Below are 14,075 nucleotides of genomic sequence, written 5' to 3'. Positions count from 1 at the left end.
GTTTACAAGACAACCGACACTCGATTTCGAGGTGAGCCATGGCCAGCATGACCCCCGCCCTCAACCCCACCGTTGAAGACGTCACCCGCCGCATTCGGGAGCGCTCTGCCGAGCGTCGCGCCCTCTACGAGAGTCGCATGGCTGACCAGCACAAGCGCGGAGTGCACCGCGGCGAGCTCTCCTGCGGCAACCTGGCCCACGGCTTCGCGGCCTGCGGCGAGACCGACAAGAATTCGCTGAAGCTGATGAATTCGGCCAACCTCGGCATCATTTCGGCCTACAACGACATGCTCTCGGCCCACCAGCCGCTGGAAACCTTCCCCGAGACCATCAAGGCCGCCGCCCGCGCCATGGGCTCTACCGCCCAGTTTGCCGGCGGCGTGCCGGCCATGTGCGACGGCGTCACCCAGGGCCAACCGGGTATGGAGCTGTCGCTGTTCTCACGCGACGTCATCGCCATGGCCACCGCCGTGGGCCTCTCCCATAACATGTTCGACGCCGCGCTCTACCTCGGCGTGTGCGACAAGATCGTCCCGGGGCTGTTCATCGCCGCGGCCCGCTTCGGCCACCTGCCGGCGATGTTCGTGCCGGCGGGCCCGATGCCCAGCGGCCTGCCCAACAAGGAGAAGGCGCGCATCCGCCAGCTGTTCGCCGAGGGCAAGGCGAGCCGCGAGGACCTGCTGGAAGCGGAATCCGAGTCGTACCATAGCCCCGGCACCTGCACCTTCTACGGCACCGCCAACTCCAATCAGCTGATGATGGAGATGATGGGCCTGCACCTGCCGGGCACCTCCTTCGTCAACCCCGGCACCGAGATGCGCGAGGCGCTGACCCGCTACGCTACCGAGCAGGCGGTCCGCAACACCGAGCCCGGCGGCGACTACCGCCCCTTCTTCAAGCAGATCGACGAGCGCGCCATCGTCAACGCCATCGTCGGCCTGCTCGCCTCCGGAGGCTCGACTAACCATACGCTGCACCTGGTGGCCATGGCCGCCGCGGCGGGGTTGACCATCACCTGGGAGGACTTCACCGACCTCTCCGCGGTCACCCCGAGCCTGATGCAGGTCTATCCCAACGGCCAGGCCGACATCAACCACTTCCAGGCCGCCGGCGGGATGAGCTACCTGTTCCGCGAGCTGCTCGCGGCGGGCCTGATCCACGGCGATCTCCCCACGGTGTTCGGCACCGACCTGACTGCCTATACCCAGGAACCCTTCCTGGAGGAGGGCAAGCTGGTCTGGCGCGAGGGGCCGGCGCACAGCCTCGACAGCGAGGTATTGCGCGGCGTGACGGATCCCTTCGCGCCGACCGGCGGGCTCACCGTGGTCGACGGCAACCTCGGCCGCGGGGTGATCAAGGTCTCGGCGGTGAAGCCCGAGCATCGCGTGGTCGAGGCACCGATCCGCATCTTCGAGGACCAGAACGACCTCAAGGGCGCCTTCGAGGCCGGCGACCTGGACCGCGACGTGATCGCCGTGGTGCGCTTCCAGGGGCCCAAGGCCAACGGCATGCCGGAACTGCACAAGCTCACCCCCTACCTCGGCGTGCTTCAGGACCGCGGCTACCAGGTGGCGCTGGTCACCGACGGGCGCATGTCCGGCGCCTCGGGCAAGGTACCGGCGGCGATTCATATCAGCCCAGAAGCGCTGGACGGTGGACCGCTCGCCAAGCTGCGCGACGGCGACATCGTGCGCCTGGATGCCGACAGCGGCAGCCTCGAGGCCAAGGTCGATGCCCACGAATGGGCTGAGCGAGGGCTGCGCGTCGGCGAGCTGGACCACTATCACGTGGGCCTGGGGCGCGAGCTTTTCGGCGGCTTCCGTCACCTGGCGATGCGCGGCGAGGAGGGCGCCGGGGTGTTCGGCGGCTTCGAGGCCGACGACCTGGCGCGCCAGGAGGGCCAGATCCACGACGAGGACGCCTGAATGACGCGCCCTGCCCTGATCGGTGACATCGGGGGCACCAACGCCCGCTTCGCCCTGGTGACGCCGGATACCTTTGCGCCCCGCAACATCCAGAGCCTGCCCTGTGCCGACTACCCGGGCCTGGTCGAGGCGGTGCGCGACTACCTGGCCCGGGTCGGGGCGGTGGACGAGCACGCGCCCCGCGAGGCCTGCCTGGCCTTCGCCTGCCCGATCCGCGGTGACCGGGTGACCATGACCAACAACCACTGGACCTTCTCCCGAGAGGCGGTCCAGCAGACACTGGGGCTCGACCTCTTCAAGGTCATCAACGACTTCACCGCCCAGGCGCTGGGTGTGCCCCACGTGGCCGACGACGACCTGGTGCACGTGCAGCGCGGCGAGGCGGTCCCCCACGCCGCCCGGCTGGTGATCGGCCCGGGCACCGGGCTGGGCGTGGCCGGGCTGTTTCCCGGCCGACACGCCTGGATCCCGCTGGCCACCGAAGGCGGCCACGTGACCTTCGCACCCACCGACGAGCGCGAGCAGAACCTGCTGCGGCACTTCCGCAACCGCTACGGCCGTGTCTCGGTGGAGCGCATCCTCTGTGGCCAGGGGCTGCTCGACCTCTACCTGGCCCACTGCTCGCTGAAGGGCGCTCCGCCACGCCATGCCAGCCCTGCCGAGGTCACCCAGGCGGCGGCGGGCGGCGACCCCGTGGCGCGTGATACCCTGCTGCGGTTCCTGAAGATCCTCGGCGACGTCTGCGGGGATGCCGCGCTGACCCTGGGGGCCCGCGGCGGTGTCGCACTGTGCGGCGGCATCCTCCCGAGGCTGCTCGAGTGGCTCCCCGAGAGCCGCTTTCTCGAGGCCTTCACCGCCAAGGGCCGCATGAGCGCCTACACCGGGGCCATCCCGGTGCAGGTAGTCACCGCGCCCTGGACGGGCCTGCTGGGCGCCGCCGAGGCCCTGCACAATGAAGAGGTCGAGTAAATCGACGCAAGAGGTCGAGTACATCGACAGAGGAGATCGAATGATTCCCGAATCGCTTGCCCGGCTGGTCGAGGAGACTCGTGGCCAGCGCCGTGCCGAGTGGGCCGGCCGCGAGGTATGGCTGGCCAATGAGGCCTGGGGGCAGCTGGCGGTATCGCTGCAGGGGGCGCAAGTCCTGCACTATCTTCCGGCGCCCGAAGCCGCGTCAGCCGCGGGCGCTGCCCCGGCCGGAGACCCGGCAGCCAACGACATGCTGTCCGACGGCTGGCTGTGGGTCACCCCCACCCCTCAGGCCCTGCCGGGGGCCATCCGTGGCGGCATCCCGCTGTGCTGGCCCTGGTTCGCAGACGAGAACACCGCCGACGAGTCCACGGATCGCTCCGGCCCGATGCATGGCCCGGCGCGCAAGGCCCCGTGGCGGCTGGATGCCGTGGATGAGCACGAGGAGGGGGTGGAGCTGCACCTCTCCCCTGAGGAGCGCCTGCACGGCCAGCTGGTCCCGCGCGCGGTGATTCAGGCCAATGCCCGACGCCTACACGTGGAGCTGATCACCGAGCATGTCGGGGAGACACCAGTGAAGATCACCGGCGCGCTGCACAGCTACCTGGCGGTCGCCGATGCCTTCGCCTGCCGCGTGGAAGGCCTGACTGGCGCCACCTACCTGGACAAGCTGGCCGACTTCGCCGAGCGCGACCAGCAGGGCGAGCTGGGCGTGCGCGGCGCGCTGGACCGCATCTACCGCAGCAATGCCGAACTGTGTCTCGATGACGGCACCCGCCGCCTGAGGATCGCCCGCCAGGGCAGCGATTCCGCCGTGGTCTGGCATCCCGGCGAAGCGCCCCCCGGGGACACCTCGATCGAGGCCGCCCGCCACTTCCTGTGCGTCGAGTCGGCCAACACCCGGCTCGACCCGGTGTGGCTGGTCCCCGGCGCCCAGCACCTGCTGGGCACCACCCTGAGCCGTGAGGAGAGCGCAACTCCATGACCCCCGTGATCAGCTTCGGCGAGGCCCTCGTCGACCTGCTTTCCAGCCGCCTCGGCGACGTCCAGGACGGACCAGCGGACGCGCCGGAGACCTTCACCCCCTATGCCGGCGGCGCCCCCGCCAACGTGGCCGTGGCCTGCGCCCGACTGGGCGTGCCCAGCCGCTTCCTCGGCATGCTCGGCGAAGACCATTTCGGGGACTTCCTGGCCGCCGAGTTGGCCGCCCATGGTGTGGACACCTCCGGCGTGGTGCGTACCCGCGAGGCACGCACGGCACTCGCCTTCGTTTCCCGCGATGCCGACGGCGAGCGCACCTTCGATTTCTACCGGCCGCCGGCCGCGGACCTTCTCTATCGCCTCGAGCACCTGCCCGCGGGCGTGTTCGCCGACCCCGCCATCGTGCACTTCTGCAGCAACAGCCTGACTGAGCCGGAGATCGCCGAGACCACTATGGCCATGGCCGAAATGGCCCGCCGCGCCGGCTGCCTGGTGAGCGTGGATGCCAACCTGCGCCACAACCTCTGGGCAGGCGGGGCCGCCGACATCAGCCTGGTCACCCGGCTGCTCGACGCCGCCGACCTGCTCAAGCTCTCGACGGACGAGCTCGATGACCTGCGTGCCGACCACCCCCGGGAGGGCTGGCTGGCCGAACGCTTCGCCGCCGGGGTCAAGGTCGCGGTGATCACCGACGGTCCGGGCGAGGTGATGCTGAAGGGGGTCGGGCTGGACGAGCGAGTCACGCCGCCCCGGGTCGAGGCGGTGGACACCACGGCGGGCGGCGACGCATTCATCGGCGGCCTGCTGGCCGAGCTCGCCGCATTCACCGCCGACAAGGGCCTCGACGGCGACTGGCACCGGGACACGGCCTTCCTGCGCCGCGCCGTGGAGATCGCCAGTCGCTGCGGCGCCCACGCCGTAACGCGCCCCGGCGCCTACGCCGCCCTGCCGGACCGCGACGACCTGGCCAGGTTACGCAGCTGATCCCACGCCCGATGCGCCTCCGGCTCATCGGGCCTGCAGGTGCACATATTCCATGCCGTTGGCCCGCTAAGCGCCAGCGCACCGGGCGAACCCCTGTGCGAAGCATCAAAAAGCCCCGGCTTAGCCGGGGCAAGGACAGCAACCCACTGTCGGGAGATCACAGGGTTAGCGAAGCCGGCAGACTGGTCAGTGGTGAAAGCGCTCTGCCGCCTCACGGGCCAGCGAACGGATGGCGTCCCAGTCCTCGGCATCGATCAGCGACGTCGGCGTGAGCCAGGAGCCCCCCACGCACATCACGTTCTTGAGCGCCAGGTAGTCCTCGGCGTTGTTGATGCCGATCCCGCCGGTGGGACAGAAGCGCGCCTCGGGGATCGGGCCGGCGAAGGCCTTGAGGGCCTTGACGCCGCCGCTGGCCTCGGCGGGGAAGAACTTGAAGCGGCGATAGCCGTACTGCCAGCCGGTCATCAGCTCGGAGACGGTCGCCACGCCGGGCAGCATTGGCACCGGGCTGGAGACGCCGTAACGATAGAGCGCTTCGGTGGTGCCGGGGGTCACCACGAAGTCGGCGCCCACTTCCTCGGCCTGACGATACTGGGCCGGGGTCAGCACGGTACCCACGCCGATGCTGGCATGCGGCAGTGCTTCGTTGATGCGCTTGATCGCCTCCAGGGCGCAGTCGGTGCGCAGGGTGATCTCCAGCACGGTCAGGCCACCCTCGTAGAGGGCGCGAGCCAGGGGCACGGCATCCTCGATGCGCTGGATGGCCAGCACCGGGATCACCTCGGCCTTGAGGCAGATGCTGTCCAGTTCGGTGGTGCGGGTCGAGGGCAGCTGCTTGTCGATGGTCATGCTTGTCTCCAGAAACTCAAGGGGCCCAGTAGGTGGCCAGCGGGCAGGCCAGGAAGGCGCGGATCGGCAGTTCGCGAACGTCGTCACCGGACAACGCTCTGGCCAGCACGTCGCGCTTGTCGCCGCCGGTGATGTGCAGCACATGACGGCGGGCCTGGTGCAGGCGGTCGGCGCTCAGGGTGATACGTGGCTGGGGCTGGCTCGGCGTGCGCACCGCCAGCGCCGGGGCATCGGTGGCCAGCGCCAGCTCAAGCTCGCGGCTGTCGGGGAACAACGAGGCGGTATGGCCATCGCTCCCCATGCCGAGGATCACCACGCTGGCCGGCCAGGCCAGCCTGGCAACCCGCTCGGCCACGGCCGCCGCACCCTGCTCCGGTGTCGGGTCGTCGCTGGTCAGCGGCACGAAGCGGGCAGCGGACGCCGGACCCTGCAGCAGATGCTCGCGTACCAGGCGGGCATTGCTGTCGACAGCGTCCTCGGCCACCCAGCGCTCATCGGCCAGGGTCACCTGGACGCGCGCCCAGGGCAGCTCATAGGCCGCCAGCGCCGTGAAGAAAGGCACCGGTGTCGAGCCACCGGAGACCACCAGCAGGGCGTTTTCCTGATGGGTCAGGTCGACCCGCAGGGCCTCGGCCACGGCCTCGGCCAGCTGGATGGCCAGCTGATCGCGGGGGGAATCACTCATCTCGTCTCTCTCGCTCTCAATAGTCTTCATACCAGCTGCGGCCATCCTGGGTGATCATGGCGATCGACGCGACTGGCCCCCAGGAACCGGCCGGATAGCGCCGCGGCGGCTCGTCGCGGTCGGCCCAGGCGGCAATCAGGTTGTCGCACCACTGCCAGGCGTGCTCGACCTCGTCGCGGCGCACGAAGAGGTACTGCTGCCCCTTCATGACCTCGAGCAGCAGCCGTTCGTAGGCATCCGGAATGCGGGTCTTGGGGAAGGCGCTGTTGAAGTCGAGATGCAGCGGGCCGCGACGCAGGCGCATGCCCTTGTCCAGACCGCTGTCCTTGGTCAGCACCTCCAGTGCGATGCCCTCCTCCGGCTGCAGGCGGATCACCAGCTTGTTGGCAGCCAATCCCCGCTGGTCGGGGTCGAAGATATAGTGCGGCTGCTGACGGAAATGAATGATGATCTGCGAAAGCTTTTCCGGCATGCGCTTGCCGGTACGCAGGTAGAAGGGCACGCCGGCCCAGCGCCAGTTGGCCACGCCGGTCTTCATGGCCACGAAGGTCTCGGTGTGGCTGTCGGTATTGGCGCCCTCCTCCTCCAGGTAGCCCGGCACGGACTGGCCCTCCGAGGTGCCGGCCATATACTGGCCCCGCACCACGTCGCGGCCCAGCATGTCGTCGGTGAACGGCTTGAGCGCCTTGAGCACCTTGACCTTCTCGTCGCGGATGGCGTCGGCATCCAGGTTGGCCGGCGGATCCATGGCGATCAGGCAGACCAACTGCAGCAAGTGGTTCTGGACCATGTCGCGCAGCTGGCCGGCCTCGTCGAAGTAGCCCCAGCGCCCTTCGATGCCGACCTTCTCGGCCACGGTGATCTCCACGTGGGAGATGTGGTTCTGGTTCCACTGGGTGCCGAACAGCGGATTGGCGAAGCGCAGTGCGATGAGGTTCTGCACGGTCTCCTTGCCCAGGTAGTGGTCGATGCGATAGACCCGGGACTCGGGAAATACCGTACCGATGGCATCATTGATCTCGGCGGACGAATCGAGATCGAAGCCGATGGGCTTCTCGACCACCACACGGCTCTGCTCATCGAGGCTGCCGCTGGCGTCGAGGTGGCGGCAGATATCGCCATAGATCTTGGCGCCCACCGAGAGGTAGACCACCATGGGGCGTAACAGACCCTGCTGGCGCCACTCGCGGATGGCGCCATAGCCTTCGGGCTTTGTGAAATCGAGCTGCACGAAGTCGAGACGGGCCAGGAAACGTACCAGCGACTCTCGTTCGAGCTCCTCCGACTTGACGTGGGTCTTGAGCGCCTTCTCGACCTGCTTGCGGAAGCTCTCCAGGTCATACTCCTGGCGAGCCAGGCCCAGCAAGCGAGTGTTGGCGTCCAGCAGCCCCTCGCGATCAAGCTGGTAGAGAGCCGGATAGAGCTTGCGCTGGGCGAGGTCACCGAGAGCGCCGAACAGCGCCAGGTCGATTTCCGTGCTGCCGGCCTCGCTGGACGTGGTCTCGCCGGCTCGATTGCGTCGTGTCATATCCGTCTCATCTGGTTAACTTACTTAAAAAATAGCGCAAAGGAGCGCTTTGATGCAAGCAATGAAGGTAAGTTTACTACAAATAGAGTAACCACCAGCGCCCCTCCCTGCAGCTCCTTTGCGCGCGGTGCCGTATAACCAGCATAATGTAGTTAAATCACCACATCACCCGTGTTTCATCTTTCCGCGCCGCCGATGGCGCCCCGTCGTCACGGAGACTTCAACGCCCATGGTCCGACACGATCTGCTCGACCGCATCCGCCGGCAGCTCGATGAGCTCAACCGCTCCGAACGCAAGGTGGCCGACGTCATCCTGGCCGATCCGGCGTCGGCCACCAGCATGAGTATCGCCAGCCTGGCCCAGCTGGCGTCGGTCAGCGAGCCCACGGTCAACCGCTTCTGTCGCAGCTTCGATGCCAAGGGTTACCCGGATTTCAAGATCAAGCTGGCCCAGAGCCTGGCCGGCGGCACACCGTACGTCAGCCAGGCGGTGGAACCCGGTGACTCCGCCACCGAGTACACCAACAAGATTTTCGGCGCGACCATCGCCGCCCTGGACCTGGCCCGCCGCGAGGTGACCCCCGAACGCATCGAGCGCGTGGTCGACTATCTGATCCAGGCCAGGCAGCTGCATTTCTTCGGCCTGGGGGCCTCCGGGGCGGTGGCTCAGGATGCCCAGCACAAGTTCTTCCGCTTCAACCTGCCGGTCACCGCCTATGTCGACGTGCTGATGCAGCGCATGGTGGCGGCGGCCTGCCACACTGGCGATGTGGTGGTGGTGCTCTCCTGGACCGGTCGCACCCGGGACCTGGTCGATATCGCCCGGCTGGCGCGGGAGAACGGCGCCGTGGTGCTCGGCATCACCGCCCCGGATTCACCGCTGGCCGCCGAATGCACCGAGACCCTGGAAGTCGCCACGCCGGAAGACACCGACTACTACATGCCCATGACCTCGCGGATGATCCAGCTGGCGCTGATCGATGTCCTGGCCACCGGGGTGACCCTGCGCCGCGGGGAGGACTTCCTGCCCCATCTCAAGAAGATCAAGGACAGCCTGCAGGCGACACGCTACCCCCTGAGTGGCCGCGATGCCCCGCGCTGAGGCGCGAGCGGACTTGCCAGGCCGACGCCGAGCCACAACAATAGCCCGCCTGTCGTCCACTGCGGAGATCAACATGCGCTGGCTTGCCGTTTCCACCTCTGTCCTGGCCCTGTTCGCCCAGGGGGTAGCTGCCGATACCTTTCGCTTCACCGCCATTCCCGACGAAGACCAGTCGCGCCTGGTCGAGCGCTTCTCCAAGGTCGCCGACTACCTCGAGGAGCGCCTCGACGTCGAGGTGGAGTACGTGCCGGTCAAGTCCTATGGCGCCACGGTCACCGCCTTTCGCAACGACCAGGTCCAGCTGGCCTGGTTCGGCGGCCTCTCCGGCGTTCAGGCGCGACGCCTGGTGCCAGGCTCGGTGGCCGTGGCGCAGGGCAGCGAGGACGCCGAGTTCAAGAGCTACTTCATCGCCCACCGCTCCACCGGCCTCGAACGGGCAGAGGAGCTGCCCGCGGCCATCGAGGGCATGAGCCTGACCTTCGGCTCGCGCACCTCCACCTCCGGCCGACTGATGCCCGAACACTTCCTGCGTCAGCGCTTCGACGAGGCCCCCGACGCGCTCTTCTCGCGGGTCGGCTACTCCGGCGACCATTCGCGCACCATTGCTTTGGTAGAAGCCGGCACCTGGGACCTGGGCGCGGTCAACTACACGGTCTGGGAGGCCGCCGTGGAAGATGGCCGAGTCAATACCGACCAGGTCGAGGTGATCTGGGCCACGCCACCCTACCCGGATTACAACTGGACCCTGCGCGGCGACGTCGACGAGCAGTTCGGCGACGGCTTCACCGACAAGGTGCGCTCGGCGCTGCTCGAGATGGATGACCCCGAGCTGCTGGAAAGCTTCCCTCGCGAGGATTTCATCCCCGCTGACAACGCCCTCTATGCCCCCATCGAGGACGTCGCGGAAGAGCTTGGCCTGCTGCGCTGATGGCGGGCGAGCCATGTCGGCCGCTGGTCGCCTTCGAGGCCGAGGATCTTGGCCATGGTAACCAGGTGGTGCTGTCTCGACTGAGCCTCGCCCTCTATCCGGGTGAGCGCGTCGCCCTGCTCGGCCCCAGCGGGGCCGGCAAATCCACCCTGCTCGGCGCCCTGCGCCGACGACTGGACGACAGCGCCGCCTGGTGCCCCCAGCAGCACGGCCTGGTGCCTCAGCTGGCGGTCTATCACAACGTCTACATGGGGCGGCTGACCGAGCATTCGACGCTGGCCAACCTGTGGAACCTGGTGCGCCCGCTGGCCGGCCCCTGGCGCGAGGTCAGCGAGCTCTGCGATGCCCTGGGCCTGACCGGGCTGATGCGGCGCCCCGTCGGCCGGCTCTCCGGCGGTCAACGCCAGCGCGTCGCCATCGCCCGGGCGCTCTACCAGCAGCGTGAGCTGTTCCTCGGCGACGAGCCGGTGGCCAGCGTCGATCCCCACCAGGCGCTGCGCCTGCTGGCGCTGATCGAGGCGCGCCATGCTACCTTGGTGATCGCGCTCCATCAGCGCGAGCTGGCCCTCAGCCACTTCGACCGGGTATGGGGCCTGCGGGATGGCCGGCTGGTGATCGATGCGCCGACGCACGAACTGACCCTGGCGGATCTGGACGGCCTCTATCCCGATGCCGATGCTTCCGCCGAGACGCCCCGTGAGGACAGGTCCCTGCCAATGCCCGACCCGGAGGCGCTGCCCTGCGCGCGGGGGCGGCCGTGAGTGAAAGCCTGATCAGAAGGCCGCGCCACGGCCGACACTGGTGGCATGGCGACACGACCGGTCTGAGGCTGGCCCGCCACAGCCTGACATTGGTGGCGCTGGCGGTGGTGCTGGTGCCCTTCGCCGATCTGGCGGTGCTGACCCGCGACCCCTGGGCAGAGCTCGGGCGCATTGCGCAGGGGCTGGCCTGGCCCGCCTGGGGGAGGCTGGAGTCACCGCTGGAGGCGCTGGGCCTGACCGTGGCCGTGGCCCTCTGGGGCACGCTGGGTGGGATCGTGCTGGGCTTCCCGCTGGCCCTGCTGTTCGCCCACTCGCGGCTGGTCCGCGCCGGCTGCGCCTTCGTGCGAGCGATCCATGAGCTGTTCTGGGCACTGCTCTTCCTGCAGGTGTTCGGCCTCTCCGCCGCCACCGCCCTGATGGCCCTGGCGATACCCTATGCCGGCATCTTCGCCAAGGTCTATGCCGAGATCCTCGAGCAGATACCCGCCGCCCCCAGCGATGCCCTGCCACAAGGCGCCGGGCGGCTATCGCGCTTCCTCTATGCCGAACTGCCGCTGGCCTGGACCCGGCTCGCCGCCTACACACGCTATCGCTTCGAGTGCGCGCTGCGCGCCAGCGTGCTGCTGGGCTTCGTCGGCCTGCCGACGCTGGGCTTCCAGCTCGAGACCGCCTTCCGTGAGGGGCGCTACCATGAGGCCGGCGCCGTGCTGTGGCTGTTCTACCTGCTGATCGCCAGCCTGCCCTGGTGGGGCCACCGGCGGATGATCCCGCTGTTGGCACTCGGCGGCGCTCTGCTGCTGGGACCCTGGCCGGCGCTGGAGGGCGGCCTGCTGTGGCGCTTCGTCAGCCAGGACATCTGGCCGCCGGCGCTGCTCGAGGGCGACTGGCGCGGCCTGATCGCGTGGCTGGCCCGCATCCCCGACCTGGGCCCGGCCATCGGCAATACCCTGCTGCTCGGCCTACTGGGCAGCGTGGGGGCCCTGCTGGTCGCCCTGACGCTATGGCCGCTGGCCTGTCGCCACTTCGGCAATCCGGCGACCCGGCTGGCCGGGCGGGGCCTGCTGGTCTTTCTGCGCTCGACCCCCGAGCTGATGCTGGCGTTTTTCTTCCTGCTGCTGCTGGGGCCGTCGCTGCTGCCCGCCTGGCTGGCGCTGGCGCTGCACAACGGCGCGCTGATCGCCTTCCTGGTGGCGCGCCATGCGGATGCCATCACCCCCGGCATGCCGGGGATCAACGCCACGGGCCGGCTGGCCTATGAGCTGCTGCCACGGCTCTACCCGGGGATGCTGGCGCTGCTTTACTACCGCGCCGAGGTAATCCTGCGCGAGACGGCGATTCTGGGCATGCTGGGGGTGGCCACCCTGGGCTACTACATCGACGCGAACTTCGAGTACCTGATGTTCGACGTGGCCTTCTTCCTGCTGCTGGTCACCGCGGCCCTCAATATCGCCGTGGACGCCCTCTCACGACGGCTGCGGCCGCAGGAGACCGCCATCATCGATGACCCCTGCCAGCGCTAGCCGCTGACAGAAGGCATCGCGGCACCCTGCCGGCTAGCGGCCCGGCACCAGGGCGGTGACGGTGATCTCCACCTTCAACTCATCGGCGGGCATGGGCGCACAGACGCAGGTGCGGGCCGGCGCATGACCGGCCGGTACCCAGGCATCCCAGACGGCATTCATGGCGGCGAAGTCATGGCCGTCCTTGAGGTAGAGGGTCGCCGAGAGCAGATGCTCGCGGCTGGAACCAATCTCGGCGAGCAGCGCATCGAGGCGCTCGAGCATGCTCTCGGTCTGCTCGGTGATGTCGCCATGGCGGGCCTCGGGGCCGGCCACCTGGCCACACAGCCAGGCCATGCCATTGTGAATCACCGCGCGGCTCATGCGCGCCTCGGTGTCATGTCGCTCGATGCTCATCGTGGTCGCTCTCCATTGGTCAGGTTGCTGCCGCGTGACGCTCGGTCGTCACTCGGCACAATCGATACACTTCAGCACCAGGAGATCCCCTTCCAGGCGCCTGGCGCCGATCCACTCCCCACACTCGATGCACTCGCCATATTCGCCCTTCTCGATGCGCGCGAAGGCCCCGGTGATGCGGCGCAACGCCAGCTGGCGCCGCTGCTCCTCGGCCTTGGCCATGGCCTGCCCCTGCAGGGCATCCATGCGCGACAGCCGCCCCACCGAGGTCTGATCCAGCATCACGGTATCGCGGGAGTCACGGCTGGCATCGCTCTGCGCGAGCAGCTCGTCGCGCAGCGCGTGCAAGCGCCTCACCACGGCGTCCATCTCCAGCTCGGGATGGTTCATCAGCGCCTCCATTGCCGGGACTATCGGGTCAGCTGGCACGCCACCGTCAACGCAGGGCTGATATCCTGTGAGGCTTTAGGCCGCGTGCGGCTCCATCTTGCCACCGTGGGCCTGCGGCCGCACTCACGTCATGCCTGTCACGACACGCCGGCCCGGGGCCGGCGTCAAATGGCGCAGGCGATGGCAATCAGCGCAGCAGCAGCACGGGCCCGCTGGCCTTGCGCAGCATGGTGGTGGTGGTGCTGCCGACCAGCAGGTGGCGGATGCGCGAATGGCCATAGGCCCCCATCACCAGCAGGTCGATGCCGTTCTCCTCCTGGTAACCGCGCAGGGTCGCCTCCACTTCCCCGGCACGGATGGCGCCCTCGGCCTCGTGACCGGCGTCACGCAGCGTCTTCAGCGCCCAGTCGAGCTGGGAGCGGTTGTCGCCGGTCTCGGCGCCGACGATCACCACGTGTACGGGGATACCGTCGAACAGCGGACTCTGGGCCAGCATCTCCACCCCCTTGCGGGTGGTCTTGCTGCCGTCGAAGGCCAGCATCACCTTCTCGGGCTTCCGGTAGCTGTCGGGCACCATCAGGATCGGCCGGTGCAGGGTGCGCACCACTCGCTCGAGATTGGAGCCGAGGTGGTCGCTCGCCTTGTGGGCCGCTTCACCACGCTTGCCCACCACCAGCAGGCGGATTTCGTCGGCCAGCTCCTCGAGCGTCTCCACCAGGGTGCCGTTGCGCTGGCGCCCGGCCGGATCGTCCACGCCGTCCTCGACGGCTCGCTCCCGGGCCGCCTTGAGCATCAGCCGGCCCTGCTCCTGGGCCACCTTGGCGCGCTGCTCGTCCAGGTGGGAGAGCTCCTCGAGCAAGTGCTCGCGAGCCCCGAGCCCGATATTGCCGGAGAGATCCGCCTCCGCGGTCTGAGGGTGGTTGTCCACCACGTGCAGGAAGGTCAGCGGTGCCCCCAGCGCCTGGCTGGCCCAGGCGGCGTAGTCGCACACTCCTTCCGAGAACTTCGAGCCGTCGATGGCGGCCATCACCTGTTCTGTCATCATCGTGTCCTGAAA

General features: G+C 68.4%; 14 protein-coding genes. 8 read left to right on the top strand and 6 right to left on the bottom strand.

Going from position 1 to position 14,075, the window contains the following annotated elements:
• Nucleotides 1–38 precede the first annotated feature (38 nt).
• Genes edd through FHR95_RS13960 form a run of 4 tightly spaced genes read left to right on the top strand, consistent with a single transcriptional unit; the run spans nt 39 to nt 4,859 of the window.
• Nucleotides 39–1,925, top strand: a complete 1,887-nt coding sequence (gene edd, locus FHR95_RS13975) for a phosphogluconate dehydratase (protein ID WP_183314873.1) — start codon at nt 39–41, stop codon at nt 1,923–1,925.
• Nucleotides 1,926–2,894, top strand: a complete 969-nt coding sequence (gene glk, locus FHR95_RS13970) for a glucokinase (RefSeq protein ID WP_183314872.1) — start codon at nt 1,926–1,928, stop codon at nt 2,892–2,894.
• 40 nt (nt 2,895–2,934) lie between these two features.
• Nucleotides 2,935–3,879 (top strand): aldose epimerase family protein, encoded by a 945-nt coding sequence (locus FHR95_RS13965; protein WP_183314871.1) that lies wholly within the window; start codon nt 2,935–2,937, stop codon nt 3,877–3,879.
• Nucleotides 3,876–4,859, top strand: coding sequence for a carbohydrate kinase family protein (locus FHR95_RS13960; RefSeq protein WP_183314870.1), 984 nt, complete (start codon nt 3,876–3,878; stop codon nt 4,857–4,859). Before FHR95_RS13965 ends, FHR95_RS13960 begins: the two co-directional genes overlap by 4 nt.
• 186 nt (nt 4,860–5,045) lie before the next feature.
• On the opposite strand, the gene FHR95_RS13955 is transcribed toward FHR95_RS13960, so the two are convergent.
• From FHR95_RS13955 to zwf, 3 genes are read right to left on the bottom strand one after another with little or no spacing between them, the layout of a single operon-like run.
• The gene (locus tag FHR95_RS13955) at nt 5,046–5,708 is read right to left on the bottom strand and encodes a bifunctional 4-hydroxy-2-oxoglutarate aldolase/2-dehydro-3-deoxy-phosphogluconate aldolase (RefSeq protein ID WP_040184617.1); all 663 of its coding nucleotides are present in this window, start codon (nt 5,706–5,708) and stop codon (nt 5,046–5,048) included.
• Between the two features lie 16 nt (nt 5,709–5,724).
• Nucleotides 5,725–6,393, bottom strand: a complete 669-nt coding sequence (gene pgl, locus FHR95_RS13950) for a 6-phosphogluconolactonase (protein ID WP_183314869.1) — start codon at nt 6,391–6,393, stop codon at nt 5,725–5,727.
• Between the two features lie 16 nt (nt 6,394–6,409).
• The gene (gene zwf, locus FHR95_RS13945; RefSeq protein ID WP_183314868.1) at nt 6,410–7,921 is read right to left on the bottom strand and encodes a glucose-6-phosphate dehydrogenase; all 1,512 of its coding nucleotides are present in this window, start codon (nt 7,919–7,921) and stop codon (nt 6,410–6,412) included.
• Nucleotides 7,922–8,150: 229 nt separating this feature from the next.
• On the opposite strand from zwf, the gene FHR95_RS13940 reads away from it, so the two are divergent.
• From FHR95_RS13940 to FHR95_RS13925, 4 genes are all read left to right on the top strand, one after another.
• A complete protein-coding gene (locus FHR95_RS13940) occupies nt 8,151–9,023 on the top strand; it encodes a MurR/RpiR family transcriptional regulator (protein WP_040184614.1) in 873 nt (290 codons plus the stop codon).
• 73 nt (nt 9,024–9,096) lie between these two features.
• Nucleotides 9,097–9,951, top strand: coding sequence for a putative selenate ABC transporter substrate-binding protein (locus FHR95_RS13935; protein WP_183314867.1), 855 nt, complete (start codon nt 9,097–9,099; stop codon nt 9,949–9,951).
• On the top strand, nt 9,951–10,712 hold the full coding sequence (locus FHR95_RS13930; RefSeq protein WP_183314866.1) for an ATP-binding cassette domain-containing protein: 762 nt from the start codon (nt 9,951–9,953) through the stop codon (nt 10,710–10,712). The genes FHR95_RS13935 and FHR95_RS13930 overlap by 1 nt, the downstream gene beginning before the upstream one ends.
• Nucleotides 10,709–12,232, top strand: coding sequence for an ABC transporter permease subunit (locus tag FHR95_RS13925; protein ID WP_343065221.1), 1,524 nt, complete (start codon nt 10,709–10,711; stop codon nt 12,230–12,232). Before FHR95_RS13930 ends, FHR95_RS13925 begins: the two co-directional genes overlap by 4 nt.
• Before the next feature lie 33 nt (nt 12,233–12,265).
• Here the strand turns inward: FHR95_RS13925 and FHR95_RS13920 are convergent, their stop codons facing one another.
• The 3 genes from FHR95_RS13920 to FHR95_RS13910 all read right to left on the bottom strand — a co-directional run bounded on the left by FHR95_RS13920 (nt 12,266) and on the right by FHR95_RS13910 (nt 14,060).
• Entirely contained in the window at nt 12,266–12,628 is a 363-nt protein-coding gene (locus tag FHR95_RS13920; RefSeq protein WP_183314865.1) for a RidA family protein, read from the bottom strand.
• Between the two features lie 48 nt (nt 12,629–12,676).
• Nucleotides 12,677–13,018, bottom strand: coding sequence for a TraR/DksA family transcriptional regulator (locus tag FHR95_RS13915; RefSeq protein ID WP_183314864.1), 342 nt, complete (start codon nt 13,016–13,018; stop codon nt 12,677–12,679).
• 187 nt (nt 13,019–13,205) lie between these two features.
• Nucleotides 13,206–14,060, bottom strand: coding sequence for a universal stress protein (locus FHR95_RS13910; protein ID WP_183314863.1), 855 nt, complete (start codon nt 14,058–14,060; stop codon nt 13,206–13,208).
• Between the last annotated feature and the right edge of the window lie 15 nt (nt 14,061–14,075).

This window comes from Halomonas fontilapidosi, assembly GCF_014192285.1.
Taxonomy (GTDB): Bacteria; Pseudomonadota; Gammaproteobacteria; order Pseudomonadales; family Halomonadaceae; genus Halomonas; species Halomonas fontilapidosi.
The sequence above is the reverse complement of the archived record's forward strand: the minus strand, read 5'-3'. Positions and strand labels throughout refer to the sequence as shown.